Source organism: Streptomyces sp. NRRL S-920, assembly GCF_000717945.1.
Lineage (GTDB): Bacteria > Actinomycetota > Actinomycetes > Streptomycetales > Streptomycetaceae > Streptomyces > Streptomyces alboniger.
This window is the reverse complement of sequence record NZ_JODF01000028.1, coordinates 26,251-42,820: the sequence shown is the minus strand read 5'-3', so window position 1 is coordinate 42,820 and position 16,570 is coordinate 26,251. Positions and strand designations below refer to the sequence as shown.

Sequence of the window (16,570 nt, the reverse complement as noted above, 5' to 3'; positions counted from 1 at the left end):
GGCCACCTGTCTCCTGTTGTGTCACAGACGTACCTCACAGGAGGCTCAGTGCCCCGCCGCACCCTCATCACCGCCATCGCCGTCACCGCGCTGGCCGCCCCCCTCACACTCTTCGCCGCCTCCGGTACGGCGTCGGCCGCGCCCGTGCCGCCCCGCACGCCGATGACCGACTTCAACCGCGACGGGTACCCCGACCTCGCGGTCTCGGCTCCCTTCGGTACGGCCGGCGGTGTCGAGAGGGCCGGATACATATCCGTCGTGTACGGCACCTCGGCGGGGCCCGGCACGGGCCGCCACCAGGTCATCGACCGCAGCACGCCGGGTGTGCCGGGTGAGGCCGAGGGCAGCTGGGCCTTCGGCTACCGGACGGAGGCCGGTGACCTGGACGGCGACTCGTACACCGACCTGCTCGTGATCGGTGGTGGCGACGACAACAAGACCACCGTGCTGTGGGGCTCCAAGGACGGCCTGACCGGCCAGAACACCGCCCTGCCGTACAGGCACTCCGAGTACGCCCTGGGTGACTTCAACGGCGACGGCAAGCGCGACCTCGTGGTGAACCACACGCCGAGCGACGACCCGGATGTCGACGGGATGACGATCCAGTACGGCCCGTTCACCCGGGACGGCAAGACCCGCACCCAGGACACCTTCCGGACGAGCGACGGCCCGACGGGCATCCGCGGCTTCATCGCCGGCGATATGACGGGCGACGGCGTCGACGACATCGTCAGCACGGCGGGCTTCGAGGAGATGCAGCACTCGGCCCGTTTCTGGAAGGGCTCCAAGACCGGTGTCAGCCACACGTCCAAGTCGCTCGGCACGGCGTACAGCGGCACGGTGGGCGACGTCGACGGCGACGGCTACGGCGACCTGATCACCCGCGACATCGGCGGCGTCACCGAGGAGATCGACTCCGCCCCGGGCAGCATCACCATCCAGTACGGCACCTCCACCGGTCCCTCCAACACGCGCAAGAAGGTCATCACGCAGGACACCGCGGGCGTCCCGGGCACCAGGGAGAGCGGCGACGCGTTCGGCGCGTCCCTGAGCGCCGGTGACGTGAACGGCGACGGCAAGGCGGAGGTCGCCGTCGGCGCTCCCGGCGAGGGCCTCGACACGGCCGCGGGCACCGGCACGGTGACCCTGCTCAAGGGCGCCTCCAAGGCCGCGGGCGGCATGACCGGCAAGGGCGCGGTCGCCTACAGCCAGACCACCGCGGGCGTGCCCGGTGTCTCCGAGGCGGGCGACGACTTCGGCCGCCAGGTCTCCCTCACCGACCTGAACAAGGACGGCAAGGCCGACCTGACCGCCACGGCCCCCGGCGAGGACGGCACGTACGCCGACTCGGGGGCCCTGTGGAACCTCTTCGGCTCCGCGACCGGCCTGACCACGACGGGCGCCACCACGCTCAGCCCGGTGAAGCTCGGCGCGCCGGAGAAGGACGCCAAGTTCGGCCACACGCTCGTCGGCTGACCACCCCCGCCCCGAACCCCTCCCCCCTCTCTCTGGAGAACCAGTTGCGACGCTCCCTCACGGCCGCCCTCGCGGTCACCACGCTCATCACGCCGCTCGCCCTCGTCGCCACGGCGGGCTCCGCGTCGGCCGCCCCGGTGCCGCCGCGCACCCCGCTCGTCGACTTCAACCACGACGGGTACGCCGACGTCGCGATCTCCTCGGTCGGCGGCTGGCAAGGCACGACGCCCGGCACGGTCACGGTCATCTACGGCTCGGCCTCGGGCCCCGACACCGCCCACGCGACCTTCGGCCGCGCCACCCCGGGCGTCCCCGGCGACCCGCAGGACGGCGGACGCTTCGGCTCGCAGACGGCTGCCGCCGATCTCGACGACGACCAGTACACGGACCTCGTCATCAGCGGCGACGGCAACGCCGTCGTCCTGTGGGGTTCGGCGTTGGGCCTGCACGGCGAGAAGAGCACCGAGCTGCCCTGGCGCGGCAGCGACGTCACCGCCGGCGACTTCAACGGCGACGGCAAGCGCGACCTGGTCACGGGCGACATCGAGGGCGAGCCCGACCCCGGCGACGACCTCTTCGGGATGTCGGTGTCGTACGGCCCGTTCACGCGCGACGGCAAGGCCGCGAGCAAGCAGCAGGTGCCCACCCAGCGGGAGTTCGGCGAATCCGCCTTCGTGGTCGGCGACGTCACGGGTGACGGCGCCGACGACATCGTCTCCAGCCACGGCTTCGAGGAGCGGGCGTACGGCAGCCAGTTCTGGAAGGGCGGCAAGAACGGTGTGAGCACCACGTCCACACCGCTCGCCGCCACCTACAGCGGGGCGATCGCCGACGTCGACAAGGACGGCTACGGCGACCTGATCGTCCGCGACATCGGCGGCAACTACGAGGACATGCCGTACCAGAAGGGCACCATCCTCGTCCGGTACGGCACGCCGGACGGGCCCTCCGCGACCCGCACCGCGAAGATCACCCAGGACACGGCGGGCGTCCCCGGCGTCGGTGAGGTGGGTGACGAGTTCGGCTCCTCGATCAGCGCGGGCGACGTCAACGGCGACGGTTACGCGGACGTGGCCGTCGGCATCCCGGGCGAGGACATCGACGCCGTCACGGACGCGGGCAGCACCGTGCTCCTGAAGGGCTCCCGCACCGGCCTGACCGGCACGGGCGCGCAGGCCTTCCAGCAGTCCACGACCGGGGTGCCCGGCGTCTCGGAGAAGGGCGACAAGTTCGGCAGCCAGGTCCTGCTGTCCGACACCAACAAGGACGGCAAGGCCGACCTGACGGCGACCGCGCCCACGGAGGACGGCACCTACGCCGACTCCGGTGCCGCCTGGTACCTGCGCGGTGCCGCGAGCGGCCTCACCGTCACCGGCATCGCGTCCTACAGCCCGAAGTCGCTCGGACTCCCGGAGAACCGCGTGGAGTTCGGCGGCGCGCTGACCCGCTAGCCAGCGCCCGCCCTGCTGCCGCTGAGGGACGTCAGTCCACCAGCGGCAGCAGCTCCGGCAGCTGCCCGTCCGAGGCGCGGGCCGCCCGCTGCCGCTCCTCGGGCACCTCGCCGTAGAGCGTTGTACGCGGCCTCGCGGGCCGCCCGGCCGTCTCCGCGATGGCGACCAGGTCCTCGATGGACCGGTACGAGCCGTAACTGGAGCCCGCCATACGGGAGATGGTCTCCTCCATCAGCGTCCCGCCCAGGTCGTTCGCGCCGGACCTGAGCATCTCGGCCGCGCCCTCCTGGCCCAGCTTCACCCAGCTGGTCTGGATGTTGGGGATGTGCGGGTGCAGCAGGATCCGCGCCATGGCGGTGACCGCGCGATTGTCGCGGGTGGTGGGGCCAGGGCGGGCGATGCCCGCGAGATAGACGGGCGCGTTCGTGTGGATGAACGGCAGCGTCACGAACTCCGTGAAGCCGCCGGTCTCCTGCTGGATGGCGGCCAGCGTGCGGAAGTGGCCGAGCCAGTGGCGGGGCTGGTCCACATGGCCGTACATCATCGTGGAGCTGGACCGGATGCCCAGCTCGTGCGCGGTCTTGATGACCTCGATCCAGGTGGCCGTCGGCAGCTTGCCCTTGGTGAGGATCCAGCGCACCTCGTCGTCGAGGATCTCGGCGGCCGTCCCCGGGATCGAGTCCAGGCCCGCCTCCTTGGCGGCGGTCAGCCACTCCCGTATCGAAAGCCCGGTCCTGGTCGCGCCGTTGACGACCTCCATCGGCGAGAAGGCGTGCACGTGCATGCCCGGCACGCGCTCCTTCACCGCCCGCGCGATGTCGAAGTAGGCGGTGCCCGGCAGGTCGGGGTGGATACCGCCCTGCATGCACACCTCGACAGCCCCCACGTCCCACGCCTGCGCGGCCCGGTCGGCGACCTGGTCCAGGGAGAGGGTGTACGCGTCGGCGTCCGTCCTGCGCTGCGCGAAGGCGCAGAAGCGGCAGCCGGTGTAACAGACGTTGGTGAAGTTGATGTTGCGGGTGACGATGTACGTGACGTCGTCGCCGTTGACCGTCTTGCGGATGTCGTCCGCGACGGCGCAGAGCGCGTCGAGCGCGGGCCCGTCGGCGTGCAGCAGCGCGAGCGCCTCGTCGTCGGTCAGCTTCGTCGGGTCGTCGGCGGCCGTGGCGAGGGCCGCGCGGACATCGCCGTCGATGCGGGAGGGCACCATGCCGGGGGCGGCCTGTTCGCGCAGGGCCTCCCAGTCGCCGTACACCTCGTCGAAGTCGTCGCGCCGGTCGGCGGTGCGGCCCTCCGTGTCGATGGTGCGGTGCAGGTCGGTGCGGCCGGAGGAGGCGACGTACCCCTCGTCGGGCTCCTGCCAGGGGTGGCCCTCGACCGTGGCGTCGGGGCGGGCCAGGCCGGTCTCCGGGTCGGCCAGCGCGCGCAGGTGCGGGAGCAGGCGGGGGTCGAGCCAGGGCTCGCCGCGCTGGACGAACTCCGGGTAGACGCAGAGCCGTTCGGCGAGCGTGAAGCCCGCCGCCGCGGACCGCTCGGCAAGCTCATCGAGGCGCGGCCAGGGCTTCTCGGGGTTGACGTGGTCGATCGTCACCGGGGACACACCGCCCCAGTCGTCGATGCCGGCGCCGATCAGCCGCTCGTACTCGCCCGCGATGAGGTTCGGCGGTGCCTGGATATTGCCCGCCGGGCCCATGATGTGCCGGGCGACGGCGATGGTGGCGACCAGGTCGTCGATCTCGGCGTCGGGCATGCCGCGCATCGCCGTGTCCGGCTTGGCGCGGAAGTTCTGGATGATCAGTTCCTGGATGCCGTGGTAGGAGCGGGCCACGCGGCGCAGCGCGAACAGTGACTCGGCGCGCTCCTCGTACGTCTCGCCGATGCCGATGAGCAGCCCGCTGGTGAACGGGACGGACGAACGGCCCGCGTCCTCCAGGACCCGCAGCCGCACCGCCGGTTCCTTGTCGGGCGAGCCGTAGTGCGGCTGCCCCGGCTCGCTCCACAGCCGCTCCGACGTCGTCTCCAGCATCATGCCCATGCTGGGCGCGACCGGCTTGAGCCGCTGGAAGTCCGTCCACGACATCACACCCGGGTTGAGGTGCGGCAGCAGGCCCGTCTCCTCCAGGATGCGGATCGAGATGGCACGGACGTACGCGAGGGTGTCGTCGTACCCCTCGGCCTCCAGCCACTCGCGGGCCTCGGGCCAGCGGTCCTCCGGCTTGTCGCCGAGCGTGATCAGGGCTTCCTTGCAGCCCATCGCGGCGCCGCGCCGCGCGATGTCCAGGACCTCATCCGGGGACATGAACATGCCGTGCCCGTCGCGGCGCAGCTTGCCGGGAACAGTCGCGAACGTGCAGTAGTGGCACTTGTCGCGGCAGAGCCGGGTGAGCGGAATGAACACGCTCTTCGAGTACGTGATCACGCCCGGCCGGCCGGCCGCCTCCAGGCCCGCGTCGCGCACCCGCGCCGCGGAGGCGGTCAGGTCGTCGAGGTCGTCGCCGCGCGCCTGGAGCAGGACGGCGGCCTCCGTCACATCGAGCGCGACACCGTCCCTGGCCCGCCTGAGCGCGCGTCGCATGGCGTTCGCGGTGGGTCGTCCGGCCTCGTCGGGCTGCGCGCTGTTGGTCATGTCTCCGAGCATACGAGCGACAACGCCTGACCTGTACAGATACTTCCGACCAGGCCCTCGGGGCGCACCCGGGCCACGAATTCACGTGTTCACGTGCCGCTCGGCCGCGTCGAGCGCCCCGCACACCTCCGCGTCCCCGCCCGCGGGCAGCTGCACGATCACCTCGTCGACGCCCAGCTCCGCGTAATGCGCGAGCTTGCCCGCGTCGGGGACGACGCCGGTCAGCGCCACGTACAAGTCGTGCGGCTCGCGTCCGGCGTCCGCCCACGCCGTGCGCAGCGCGGGCAGCGCCTCGCGCAGGCCGCTGCCGCCGATGGGCATCCAGCCGTCGGCGTACTCCGCGATGTGCGCGAAGAGCCCGGGGCCCGCGGCCCCGCCGATGAGGGTGCGCGGACCGTACAGCGGCCCTCTCGCGAGCCGCTTGCGGGGCGCGCGCCGCGGCTTCGGATGGGCCTCGCTCGGCCGCACCGACCCGAACTCGCCCTCGTGCTCCGTGGGTTGATCGGCCCACAGCGCCCGCATGAGCGCCATCCTGTCCCGTACGACGGCCCGCCGCCGGGGCCACGGGACGCCGTGGTCCTCGGCCTCCTCGCGGTTCCAGCCGTAGCCGATGCCGAGGGTGAGGCGGCCGCCCGAGAGGTGGTCGAGGGTCGCGATCTGCTTGGCGAGGTCGATGGGGTCGTGCTGGGCGACCAGGGCGATGTTGGTGCCGAGGGTGATCCGCTCCGTGACGGCGGCGGCCTGGGCGAGGGCGACGAAGGGGCTGAGCATCCGCGCGCACTCGGGCGGCAGCTCACCGCCGGGGTAGGGGGTTTCCGGGGGCACCGGGATGTGGGTGTGCTCGGGGACGTAGAGGCCGTCGAAGCCACGCCCCTCCAGCTCCCGGGCCAGCCGCGCGGGGCCGATCGTGGCGTCGGTCAGGTACAGGGTCGCGGAGATGCGCACGGGTGCCTCCGGAGGTGTCGGTGCTTCCTCGGTGCTTCCTCGGCACTTCCTATCCCCGCAAGGCCGGTTGGTCCAGGGCCGCGTCCTCACTACCGTGGCGCCGGTGAACAGAAGACGGCAGAAGAAGCTGACCGAGCGTCTGGTGTTCGCCGCGCTGACGGGCGACACCGCCGCCGTGGCCACCATCCTGCGCACGGGGGTCGACCCGCGCCTGCCGAACGCCGAGGGCACGCTGCCCCTGTACGCGGCGTCGGTGCACGGCGAGGCCGGGGCCGTGCGGCTGCTTCTGCGGGCGGGCGCCGAACCCGACGCCGAGAGCGGCCACGGCTGCGACCCGAACCTCCGCGAGGACCACGGCACGGGATACTCCCCGCTGCGCTGGGCACGCAACGGCCCGCACCCGGAGACCGAGGCGGCGCTGCTGGCGGCGGGCGCCCCCTAGGGCGGGATGTTTCGCTGCCACCGGGTGGAAATCCGTCAATCGTCTTCCCTTGGCGCACAGTTCACGGCTCAATACCAGGGTTGCCCGCACCACCCACGTCACCATCGACACCCTGGGGAGCCGCAGCATGTGCGAGGACGCCGTACACCCGGCACACAAGGCACTGAACCGGCGCGGACTGTTCGTGACGGGAGCCGCCGCCGCGCTTACGTTGAACAGCGTGAGCTTCGCGAGCGGCGCCGAGCGGCGCGGCCCGGCGCGGAAGCCGGGGAGCAAGGAGACCAGAACGGTCCGCGGCACGCTGCCCGTCGGATCGCCGGACTTCGTGTACCTGCCGGTGGAGGTCCCCGACGGGGTCGCCGAGCTGCGCGTCTCGTACACCTACCAGAAGCCGCCCGTCCCCGCCGGCACCCAGGGCAACGCCCTGGACATCGGCGTCTTCGACGAGCGCGGCACCGAGCTGGGCGGCAAGGGCTTCCGGGGCTGGTCCGGCGGCGCCCGCACCGAGTTCTTCCTCCGCGCCGACGACGCGACGCCCGGCTACCTCCCCGGCCGGATCCGCGCGGGCACCTGGAACATCGCGCTCGGCCCCTATACGGTCGCCCCCGAAGGCCTCCCCTACGAGGTGACGATCACCCTCACCTACGGGGCGCCCGGCACAACCCCGAGGCCGGTCTACCCTCCCGAGCGCGCCAAGGGCCGCGGCCGCGCCTGGTACCGCGGCGACTGCCACCTGCACTCCGTGTACTCGGACGGCAGGCGCACCCTCGCGGAGATCGCCGCGCTCGCCCGCGCCGCCGGTCTCGACTTCATCAACAGCTCGGAGCACAACACCCACTCCGCGCACGCCCATTGGGCCGAGCACGCGGGCGACGACCTGCTGATCATGCTCGGTGAGGAGGTGACGACCCGCAACGGCCACGTGCTGTCCCTCGGCGCGGACCCGGGCACGTTCATCGACTGGCGCTACCGCGCGCGTGACAACCGCTTCGGCAGGTACGCGCGGAAGATCCGTGACGCGGGCGGCCTCGTCGTGCCCGCCCACCCGCACGCCACCTGCGTCGGCTGCAACTGGAAGTTCGGCTTCGGCGAGGCGGACGTGGTGGAGGTGTGGAACGGCACGTACACGCCGGACGACGAGGTGTCCCTGGCCGACTGGGACAGCATGCTCGTCGCCTCCGTACGCGGTGGGCGGCCGTGGATCCCGGCGATGGGCAACAGCGACGCGCACCGCGACCCCGACCGGATCGGCGGCCCGCAGACGGTGGTCCTGGCGGACGACCTGACGCGCGAGGCCATCCAGGAGGGCCTGCGGCGCGGCCGCTCCTACATCGCCGAGTCCAGCTCCGTCGAGCTGACCTTCTCCGCGGCGGGCGGCCGGGGCAGACACGCGGGCATCGGCGAACGCCTCGCCGTGGACCGCGACACCCCGGTCACGGTCCGCCTGGACGTCAAGGGCGCTCCCGGCCGCACGGTCCGGATCGTCACGGACCAGGGTGTCCTGCACACCAGCGCCGCCCTCCCGGAATCCGGCACGGGCACGGTGGAGTGGCGCACGACGCCGTCGTACGCGGCCTACGTCCGGGCAGAGATCCGCCACACCCCGACAACCCCGGGCCTCCCCGGCCCCCTGTGCGCGTTCACGAACCCGATCTTCCTGGGCCGCCACTGACCGCCCGGCCCGAGGAAGCCTCCGCGTGGGCTCCCTCACCCCGGCCAGACGATCGACTGGAGTTCGCTGTACGCGTGCAGGGCGTACGAGCCGACGTCGCGGCCCACTCCGCTCTTCTTGAAGCCGCCGAACGGGGCCTCCATGTTGCGGCCGACGGTGTTGACGCCGACGCCGCCCGATCGCAGGCGCCCCGCGACGCGGAAGGCGCGGGCCACGTCGCCCGACCACACGTAGTCGATCAGGCCGTAGTCGCTGTCGTCCGCGAGGGTGATCGCCGTCTCCTCGGCGGCCTCCGGGGTGGCGCCGTCGAAGGGGACGACCACCACGACCGGGCCGAAGATCTCCTCCCGGACGACCCGCATGTCCGGGGCGCAGTCGGCGAGCAGGGTCGGAGCGACGTAGAAGCCCTTGGCGAACCCGGGCCCGGTGGGGCGCGCGCCGCCCGTGACGATACGGGCGCCCTCCTTGCGGCCGAGTTCCACATACGACTCGACGCGGTCGCGGTGCGCGGCGGAGATGACGGGGCCGACGACCGTGTCCCGCGCGCGCGGATCGCCGACCCTCAGCTGCCCGGCATAGGCGGCAAGGTCCTCCACCAGGCGTTCGTACACCCCGCGTTGGGCGATGACGCGCGTCGGCGCGGTGCAGATCTGGCCGCTGTAGAAGGAGAAGGTGGTGCCGATCCCGGCGACCGCCGCCCTCAGGTCCGCGTCGTCGAAGACGATCGCCGCGCCCTTGCCGCCCAGCTCCATCAGCTGCCGCTTCATGCCGCGCCCGCAGACCTCGCCGATGCGCTGCCCGACGGCGGTCGAGCCGGTGAAGCTCACCATGTCGACGTGCGGGGAGTCGACGGCGGCCTCGCCCACCGACGCGTCCGTGCCGGAGACGACGTTCACGACACCGGGCGGCACCCCGGCCTCCTCCAGCGCGGCCGCCATCGCGTAGACGGACAGGGGGTCCTGCGGGGCCGGTTTGACCACGACCGTGTTGCCCATGGCGAGCGCGGGCGCGACCTTGCCCGCCGCATTCGCCCAGGGGTTGTTGTACGAGGTGATGCAGGTGACGACACCGACGGGCCTGCGCACGGCCACCGCCCCCAGCACCCCGGCCCGCCCCATGGGCCCCGCCTCGTTGATCTGCGGCGGCAGCGGGGCCTCCACCGGTTCGAGGGCCCCTTTCGCGTACCGCTCGAAACGGGCCGCGGCCACCGCGACCTGCATGCCGCGCGCGGTGGCGGTCGTCGCGCCGGTCTCCGCGCGGGCCAGTTCGGCGTACGAGGCGCTGTCGCGCCGGATGACCGAGGCCGCGCGGGAGAGGACCGCGGCCCGCTCCTCGGGAGGCGTACGCGACCAGCTCGCGAAGGCGTCCCGGGCCGCCGACGCCGCCGCGTGGACCTGCGCGCGGCTCGCCTCGGGCGCGAGGCCGACGACCTCCTCGGTCGCCGGGTCGATCACCTCGTAATGCCCGCCGTCGGGCCCGACCCACTCGCCACCGATGAACAGCCGCCGCTCGCGCGTCACTTGGTGCTCACCGTCCTGGTGTCCCGCCCGGAGCGCAGAATCCTTCCCGGTACCGCGCCCGTGACGACGTCGTCCCGAATGACCTCGACGCCGTTCACCCAGACCGCGTCGACGCCGATCGCCTTGGAGTCCAGGCGCGGACTGCCGCCGGGCAGGTCGTGGACGAGCGTGGCCTTGCCCGCGTCGATCCGTTCCGGGTCGAAGAGGACGAGGTCGGCGTGGTGGCCCTCGGTGATCCGCCCGCGCTCGCGCAGCCCGAAGAGCCGCGCCGGGTCGTCGGTGAGCATCTTCACGGCCTGTTCGAGACCGACGAGCCTCCGTCCGCGCAGGCAGTCCCCGAGGAAACGGGTCGTGTACGGGGCTCCGCACATGCGGTCCAGATGCGCGCCGGCGTCGGAGCCGCCCAGCAGGACGTCCTCGTGCTGCCAGGTCTCGGCGCGCAGGGCCCAGGAGTCGGGGTCGTTGTCGGCGGGCATGGGCCAAAGGACCGTACGCAGTTGGTCATGGGCGCATATCTCGACGATGCACTCGAAGGGCTCCTGGCCGCGTTCGGCGGCGATGTCGGCCACGACCCGCCCGGTGAGCCCGGCGTTCGCCTCGGAGTAGGTGTCGCCGATGACGTACCGGTCGAAGCGGGCCAGGCGCCGGAAGACGCCCGCTTCCTCGCTGTCCGCGTGGTGCAGCATCCCGGCACGCACCTCGGGGTCGCGCAGCTTCGCGATCCGCTCGGGCACGGGCAGCCCGAGGACGTCGCCCCAGCCCGGGATGAGGTTGAGCGCGCAGAACGTGCCGAGCGACATGTTCATCGGGGTGAGGATCGGCATGGTGAGGGCGACGACGCGGCCCCCGGCCTTCCGGGCGCGCTCGCTGGGCACGAGCTGGCGCGGTACGCGCTCGGGGACGGCGGCGTCGACGGTGAGGACGTTCCAGTTGAGCGGACGCCCGGCGGCGGCGCTCATCTCCACGAGCAGGTCGATCTCCTCATCGCCGAACCGGTCGAGGCAGCCCGCGACGATCGCTTCGAGCTGGGTGCCCTCGTGCTCGGCGACGGCGCGGGACAGGGCCAGCAGCTCCTCGGGCCTCGCGTGCCGGGAGGCCACCGGCTGCCCGTCGCCGTCGGAGTGGGTCGAGGACTGGGTGGTGGACAGCCCCCACGCCCCGGCGTCCATCGCGTCGTGCAGCAACCGGACCATCTCGTCCAGCTGCTCGGCCGTCGGCTGCCCCCCGACGGCGTCCGCGCCCATCACGTACCTCCGCAGGGCGCAATGCCCCACCATGAACCCGGCGTTGACCGCGACGCGGCCCTCCAGGGCGTCCAGATACTCCCCGAACGAACTCCACGTCCAGGGAGCGCCCTCCTCCAGCGCCACCAGCGACATGCCCTCGACCTTCGCCATCATCCGCCGGGTGTAGTCGGCGTCCTCGGGCCGCCCCGGGTGCAGCGGGGCGAGCGTGAACCCGCAGTTGCCGCCCGCGACGGTCGTCACGCCGTGGTTGAGTGAGGGCGTGGCGTACGGATCCCAGAACAACTGGGCGTCGTAGTGCGTATGCGGATCCACGAACCCGGGCGCGAGCACCCGCCCCCGGGCGTCCTCACCGGTCGCGGCGGGCTCGGTGACGGTGCCGGGTTCGGCGATGACGGCGATGCGGCCGTCGCGTACGCCGACGTCGGCGACGAAGGCGGGGGCACCGGTCCCGTCGACGACGGTCGCGCCCTGGATGAGGTGGTCGAGCATGGCGGGACGTCCCCTTTCGGAGAAACGAGGGTTTCAGCCCGTCCGGCGCTTGAGGACGAGCCCGAAGGGCGATGGGGGGTGCCCCGGCCTCCGTCCGGGAGAGGAGGCCGGGGCAGCTGAGGGGCAGGCCTCAGGAAGAAGCCGCCGCCCGGAACCGGGAGGTCCGGTGCACTGGGTCGGTATCGATCTTCGGGATCACATGCTCACCGATCAGCCTGATCGTGTTCTTCGTGTCCTCGGGCGAGATCCCGATCGGCAGCCCGAAGCTGAGCTGGTCGGCCCCGGCCTGCTCCCACCGCTTGCACTGCCGGAAGACCTCGTCCGGGTCGCCGCAGATCATCAGCTCCTCGGCGATGAGCAGCTCGATGATCTCCTCGCTGTAGGCGGGCAGGAGTTCGGGCCACTCGGGGATGCCCTCGGGCCGGGGGAAGGTGTCGTGGTAGCGGAAGAGCAGCGACTGGAGGTAGTTGAGCCCGCCGCCGACGGCGATCGCGACGGCCTCGGCGTGCGTGGGCGCGCAGATGGCCGTGGACGTCACCATGACGTTGTCGTTGACGAAGTCCCCGATGGCCTCCGCCTCCTTGACGGCGTTCTTGTAGGACTCGACGACCCACTCCATGTCGGAGACCTTCTGCACACTGAATCCGAGGACGCCGAGACCCTTCTTGCCGGCCATGGCGTACGAGGACGGGGACCCGGCGGCGTACCACATGGCGGGATGGGACTGCCCGTACGGCTTGGGCAGGATCTTGCGCGGCGGCAGGGACCAGTGCTTGCCCTGGAAGCCGGTGTACTCGTCCTGGAGCCACATCTTGGGGAACTCGGCGATGGTCTCTTCCCAGATCTCCTTGGTGTGGTTCATGTCGGTGATGCCCGGCATGAAGCCGAGGATCTCGTGCGAACCGGCACCGCGCCCCGTCCCGAACTCGAATCGCCCTTCGGAGAGGTGGTCGAGCATGGCGGCCTTCTCAGCCACCTTGACCGGGTGATTGACGGGCGCGAGCGGGTTGAAGATGCCCGATCCCAGGTGGATGCGGTCGGTGGCGTGGGCGAGGTATCCGAGGTAGACGTCGTTGGCGGAGAGGTGCGAGTACTCCTCCAGGAAGTGGTGCTCGGACGCCCAGGCGTACTTGAAGCCGGACTTGTCCGCCTGGACGACGTACTCGGTCTCCTCGATGAGCGCCTTGTGCTCCGCTTCGGGGTCGACCTCGGCCCGCGCGGCGGGCACGTATCCCTGTACAAAGAGACCGAATTCCAAGGAGGTTCACCGTCCTCGTGAGGGTCCGACCGGCTTTCTGACGGCCCGTCAGATCTTGATGCGTCGACTGTTCCACCGGCCCCCGGGGCCGTCAATAGCTGATACACCGTCAGCTAGCTGGGCCGCGCCGCCGTCTCAGACGACACTGACCCCGGCCAGCCAGCCGCCGTCGATGACGAAGGGCTGGCCCGTGATGTACGCGGAGTCGTCGCCGGTGAGGAAGAGGGCGAGGGCCGCGATCTCCCGGGGCGTGCCGATCCGCCCCATCGGCACCAGCTTCTTGTACAGCGCCGCGACCGCCTCCTTCGCCGCCTCGGGGTCGGCGGCCGGATCGAGCTGCGCGGGATCGGTCATGGGGGTGTCGACCGCTCCCGGGCACACGGCGTTGACGCGGATGTTCTTGGCGGCAAGCTCCAGCGCGGCGACCCGGGTCAGACCGAGGATGGCGTGCTTGGTGGCGGCGTACGCGCCGACGTACGCCATGCCGGTGAGCGCGGTGTAGGAGGCGGTGTTCACGATGGTGCCGCCGCCCGCGGCCTCGATCTCGGGGGCGACGGTGCGGATGCCCAGGAAGCAGCCGACCTGGTTGACCTGGATGACCTGCTGGAACTCTTCGAGGGGCGTGTGGACGAGTTCGTTGAAGCGGAGGATCCCCGCGTTGTTGACGAGCCCGTCGATCTTCCCGAAGGCGTCCTTGGCAGCGGCCACCGCGGCCTGCCAGTCGGCCTCGCTGCCGACGTCGAGGTGGACGTACTCGGCCGCGCCCTCCCCCAGCTCCTCGCGGATCTCCTTGGCGAGGGCCTCCCCCTGGGCGTCGAGCACGTCCGCGACGACGACCTTGGCCCCCTCGGCGGCGAACAGCCGCGCCTCCTGCTCGCCCTGCCCACGCGCGGCGCCGGTCACGATGATGACGCGGCCGTTCAGTTTGCTGGTGCGCATGGGTGCTCCTCGGTGGTCGTGGGGAGGCGGCTGCCTACGGATGTGCGAGATGGGGTGCCACCTCGGCGGCGAACGCCCGCATCTGGTCGGTGAGTTCGGCACGACTTCGGCTGCGGAAGCGGACCTGGATCTGGTCGACTCCCATCGCCGCGTACGCGCGCAGCGACTCCGCGAGGGCGTCCGGCTTGCCGTGCAGGGTCCGGCGTCCGACGGGCCAGCTCGGCTCGCCGACGTACAGGACCTCGGTGATCGCGCCGACGGTGACCGGCTCCTCGTTCCCCGCCTCTTCCCGCAGCCGCCTGAGCCTCGCGATCTGGGCGGGCAGTTTGTCGCGGGGGTCGCCCTGCGGAAGCCAGCCGTCGGCGCGGGTCGCGGCACGGCGGACGGCGGCGGGCGAGGACCCGCCGACCCAGACGGGCACACACGGCTGAGCGGGCCGGGGCCGCTGCCCAAGACCGCCGAAGTCGTAGAAATCACCGTGGTGTTCGGGATACTCCTCCGCCCCGAGCGCCGCCCGCAACGCGTCGATGGCCTCGTCGAGCAGGGGCCCGCGCCGCTCGAAGTCGACACCGAGCACCTCGAACTCCTCCTGCACGTGCCCCGCCCCGACCCCGAGGATCAGCCGGCCGCCGCTGAGATGGTCCAGGGTCGCGTACTGCTTGGCGGTGACGAGGGGGTGACGCAGGCCGACGATGGCGACGTGGCTCATCAGCCGGACGTTCTCGGTGACGGCGGCGAGGTGGGCGAGGGTGGCGACGGGGTCGTACCAGGTGGTTCCCATGCCGTCGGCGAGGCGCCGGGGGATGGCGATGTGGTCGCAGCTCGCGAGATAGGCGAAGCCGGTCTCGTCCGCGGTGCGGGCGATCTCTCGCAGGTCGAGGGGGGTGGCGGCGGCCTCCCAGGGCTCGGCGTAGAGACGGCTCTGGGACTGGATGGGCAACTGCATTCCGTACGGGAGGGACGAACGCTTCGGCGCCTGCGGGGCCATGGGTGACGCACCTGCCTCTCTACGGGGGCTGGAGTTGACGCGGCGCCAGATATGTGCCGGTGGCGCCAGCTTTATAGCTGACGGGGCGTCAGGCAAGGGGTGGGGCGGCGGAGTAGACCCCGCCCACCCTGCCCCCCTACCCCAACCTCCGCAGCGCGGGGCAAACGGATGGGTGGGTGGGGAAGCATCCGCCGCGAAGCGGCGGGACAGGGTCCGCCCCCACAGAGAGGCCCCCCGCCCCGCCAGGGTCACGCCCCCGCCCACAGCCCCTCCCCCGTAAGACCGAGAAGGCGCACCGCGTTGCCCCGCACGATCCGCTCCACGACATCCCCCGCCAAGTGCCCCATCTGCGCCTCCCCGACCTCCCGGGACTTCGGCCACGTCGAGTCCGAGTGCGGGTAGTCCGTCTCGTAGAGCACGTTCCCGACCCCGATCGACTCCAGGTTCCTCAGCCCGAAGGCGTCGTCGAAGAAGCACCCGTACACGTGCTCGGCGAACAGTTCGGACGGCGGGCGGCGGACCTTGTCGGCGACGCCGCCCCAGCCTCGGTTCTCCTCCCACACCACGTCCGCCCGCTCCAGGATGTACGGGATCCAGCCGATCTGGCCCTCCGCGTACATGACCTTCAGGCCGGGGAAGCGTTCGAACTTGCCGCTCATCAGCCAGTCCACCATCGAGAAGCAGCAGTTGGCGAAGGTGATGGTGGAGCCGACCGCGGGCGGCGCGTCCGCCGACGTCGACGGCATCCTGCTGGACGAGCCGATGTGCATGGCCACGACCGTGCCCGTCTCGTCGCACGCGGCGAGGAAGGGGTCCCACGCGTCGGTGTGGATGGAGGGCAGGCCGAGGTGCGGCGGGATCTCGGAGAAGGCGACCGCCCGCACCCCGCGAGCCGCGTTGCGCCGCACCTCGGCGGCGGCCAGCTCGGCGTCCCAGAGCGGAATGAGGGTCAGCGGTATGAGGCGGCCCCGGGCCTCGGGGCCGCACCACTCCTCCACCATCCAGTCGTTGTACGCGCGCACCGACAGGAGCCCCAGTTCGCGGTCCTTGGCCTCGGTGAACGTCTGGCCGCAAAAGCGCGGGAAGGTGGGGAAGCAGAGGGCGGACTGGACGTGGTTGACGTCCATGTCGGCGAGGCGGTCGGGCACGCTGTAGGACCCCGGGCGCATCTGCTCGTAGGTGATGACCTCCAGTTTGATCTCGTCCCTGGCGCAGCCGACAGCCGTGTCGAGGCGGGTGAGCGGCCGGTGCAGATCCTCGTATATCCACCAGTCCCCTATGGGCCCTTCGTCGCCCTGCCGCCCCATCACCGGCGCGAATTTCCCGCCCAAGAAGGACATTTCCTTCAGCGGGGCGCGGACGATACGTGGGCCGCGGTCCTGGTACTTCGACGGGAGCCGGTCCCGCCACACGTGCGGGGGTTCGACGGTGTGGTCGTCCACCGAGATGATCTTCGGGAAGGGCCGCGCGCCCGTCGCGCCACCCGCACTCTCCGCGCTCTCCATGGTCTCCATACG

Annotated in this window: 12 protein-coding genes; 4 read left to right on the top strand and 8 right to left on the bottom strand. The window is 71.7% G+C overall.

Annotation, left to right across the window (positions count from 1 at the left end; genetic code table 11):
* The first annotated feature begins 48 nt into the window (after positions 1 to 48).
* Both IG54_RS0120525 and IG54_RS0120520 read left to right on the top strand, forming a co-directional pair.
* Positions 49 to 1,476 (top strand): FG-GAP-like repeat-containing protein, encoded by a 1,428-nt coding sequence (locus tag IG54_RS0120525; RefSeq protein ID WP_037897494.1) that lies wholly within the window; start codon positions 49 to 51, stop codon positions 1,474 to 1,476.
* Positions 1,477 to 1,520: 44 nt separating this feature from the next.
* Positions 1,521 to 2,927, top strand: coding sequence for an FG-GAP and VCBS repeat-containing protein (locus IG54_RS0120520; RefSeq protein WP_030786205.1), 1,407 nt, complete (start codon positions 1,521 to 1,523; stop codon positions 2,925 to 2,927).
* Positions 2,928 to 2,958: 31 nt separating this feature from the next.
* On the opposite strand, the gene IG54_RS0120515 is transcribed toward IG54_RS0120520, so the two are convergent.
* Positions 2,959 to 5,553, bottom strand: a complete 2,595-nt coding sequence (locus IG54_RS0120515) for a bifunctional FO biosynthesis protein CofGH (RefSeq protein ID WP_030786202.1) — start codon at positions 5,551 to 5,553, stop codon at positions 2,959 to 2,961.
* Positions 5,554 to 5,634: 81 nt separating this feature from the next.
* The gene (locus tag IG54_RS0120510; protein WP_030786200.1) at positions 5,635 to 6,498 is read right to left on the bottom strand and encodes an LLM class F420-dependent oxidoreductase; all 864 of its coding nucleotides are present in this window, start codon (positions 6,496 to 6,498) and stop codon (positions 5,635 to 5,637) included.
* Between the two features lie 103 nt (positions 6,499 to 6,601).
* Between IG54_RS0120510 and IG54_RS0120505 the strand changes: the two genes are divergently transcribed.
* Entirely contained in the window at positions 6,602 to 6,940 is a 339-nt protein-coding gene (locus IG54_RS0120505; RefSeq protein ID WP_030786199.1) for an ankyrin repeat domain-containing protein, read from the top strand.
* Between the two features lie 127 nt (positions 6,941 to 7,067).
* On the top strand, positions 7,068 to 8,612 hold the full coding sequence (locus IG54_RS0120500) for a CehA/McbA family metallohydrolase (protein ID WP_030786197.1): 1,545 nt from the start codon (positions 7,068 to 7,070) through the stop codon (positions 8,610 to 8,612).
* A gap of 35 nt (positions 8,613 to 8,647) precedes the next feature.
* On the opposite strand, the gene IG54_RS0120495 is transcribed toward IG54_RS0120500, so the two are convergent.
* From IG54_RS0120495 to IG54_RS0120470, 6 genes are all read right to left on the bottom strand, one after another.
* The gene (locus IG54_RS0120495; RefSeq protein WP_030786195.1) at positions 8,648 to 10,132 is read right to left on the bottom strand and encodes an aldehyde dehydrogenase family protein; all 1,485 of its coding nucleotides are present in this window, start codon (positions 10,130 to 10,132) and stop codon (positions 8,648 to 8,650) included.
* Positions 10,129 to 11,868, bottom strand: a complete 1,740-nt coding sequence (locus tag IG54_RS0120490) for an N-acyl-D-amino-acid deacylase family protein (RefSeq protein WP_030786192.1) — start codon at positions 11,866 to 11,868, stop codon at positions 10,129 to 10,131. Before IG54_RS0120490 ends, IG54_RS0120495 begins: the two co-directional genes overlap by 4 nt.
* A 130-nt stretch (positions 11,869 to 11,998) precedes the next feature.
* Complete coding sequence (locus tag IG54_RS0120485; protein ID WP_030786190.1) at positions 11,999 to 13,126, bottom strand: LLM class flavin-dependent oxidoreductase; 1,128 nt, start codon at positions 13,124 to 13,126, stop codon at positions 11,999 to 12,001.
* A 135-nt stretch (positions 13,127 to 13,261) separates the two neighbouring features.
* The gene (locus IG54_RS0120480; protein WP_030786189.1) at positions 13,262 to 14,065 is read right to left on the bottom strand and encodes an SDR family NAD(P)-dependent oxidoreductase; all 804 of its coding nucleotides are present in this window, start codon (positions 14,063 to 14,065) and stop codon (positions 13,262 to 13,264) included.
* 34 nt (positions 14,066 to 14,099) lie between these two features.
* Positions 14,100 to 15,053 carry an LLM class F420-dependent oxidoreductase gene (locus tag IG54_RS0120475; protein WP_030786187.1) on the bottom strand — a complete coding sequence of 318 codons (954 nt, stop codon included), beginning with the start codon at positions 15,051 to 15,053 and terminating at the stop codon, positions 14,100 to 14,102.
* Between the two features lie 248 nt (positions 15,054 to 15,301).
* Complete coding sequence (locus tag IG54_RS0120470) at positions 15,302 to 16,567, bottom strand: amidohydrolase family protein (protein WP_051819718.1); 1,266 nt, start codon at positions 16,565 to 16,567, stop codon at positions 15,302 to 15,304.
* Positions 16,568 to 16,570: the final 3 nt, after the last annotated feature.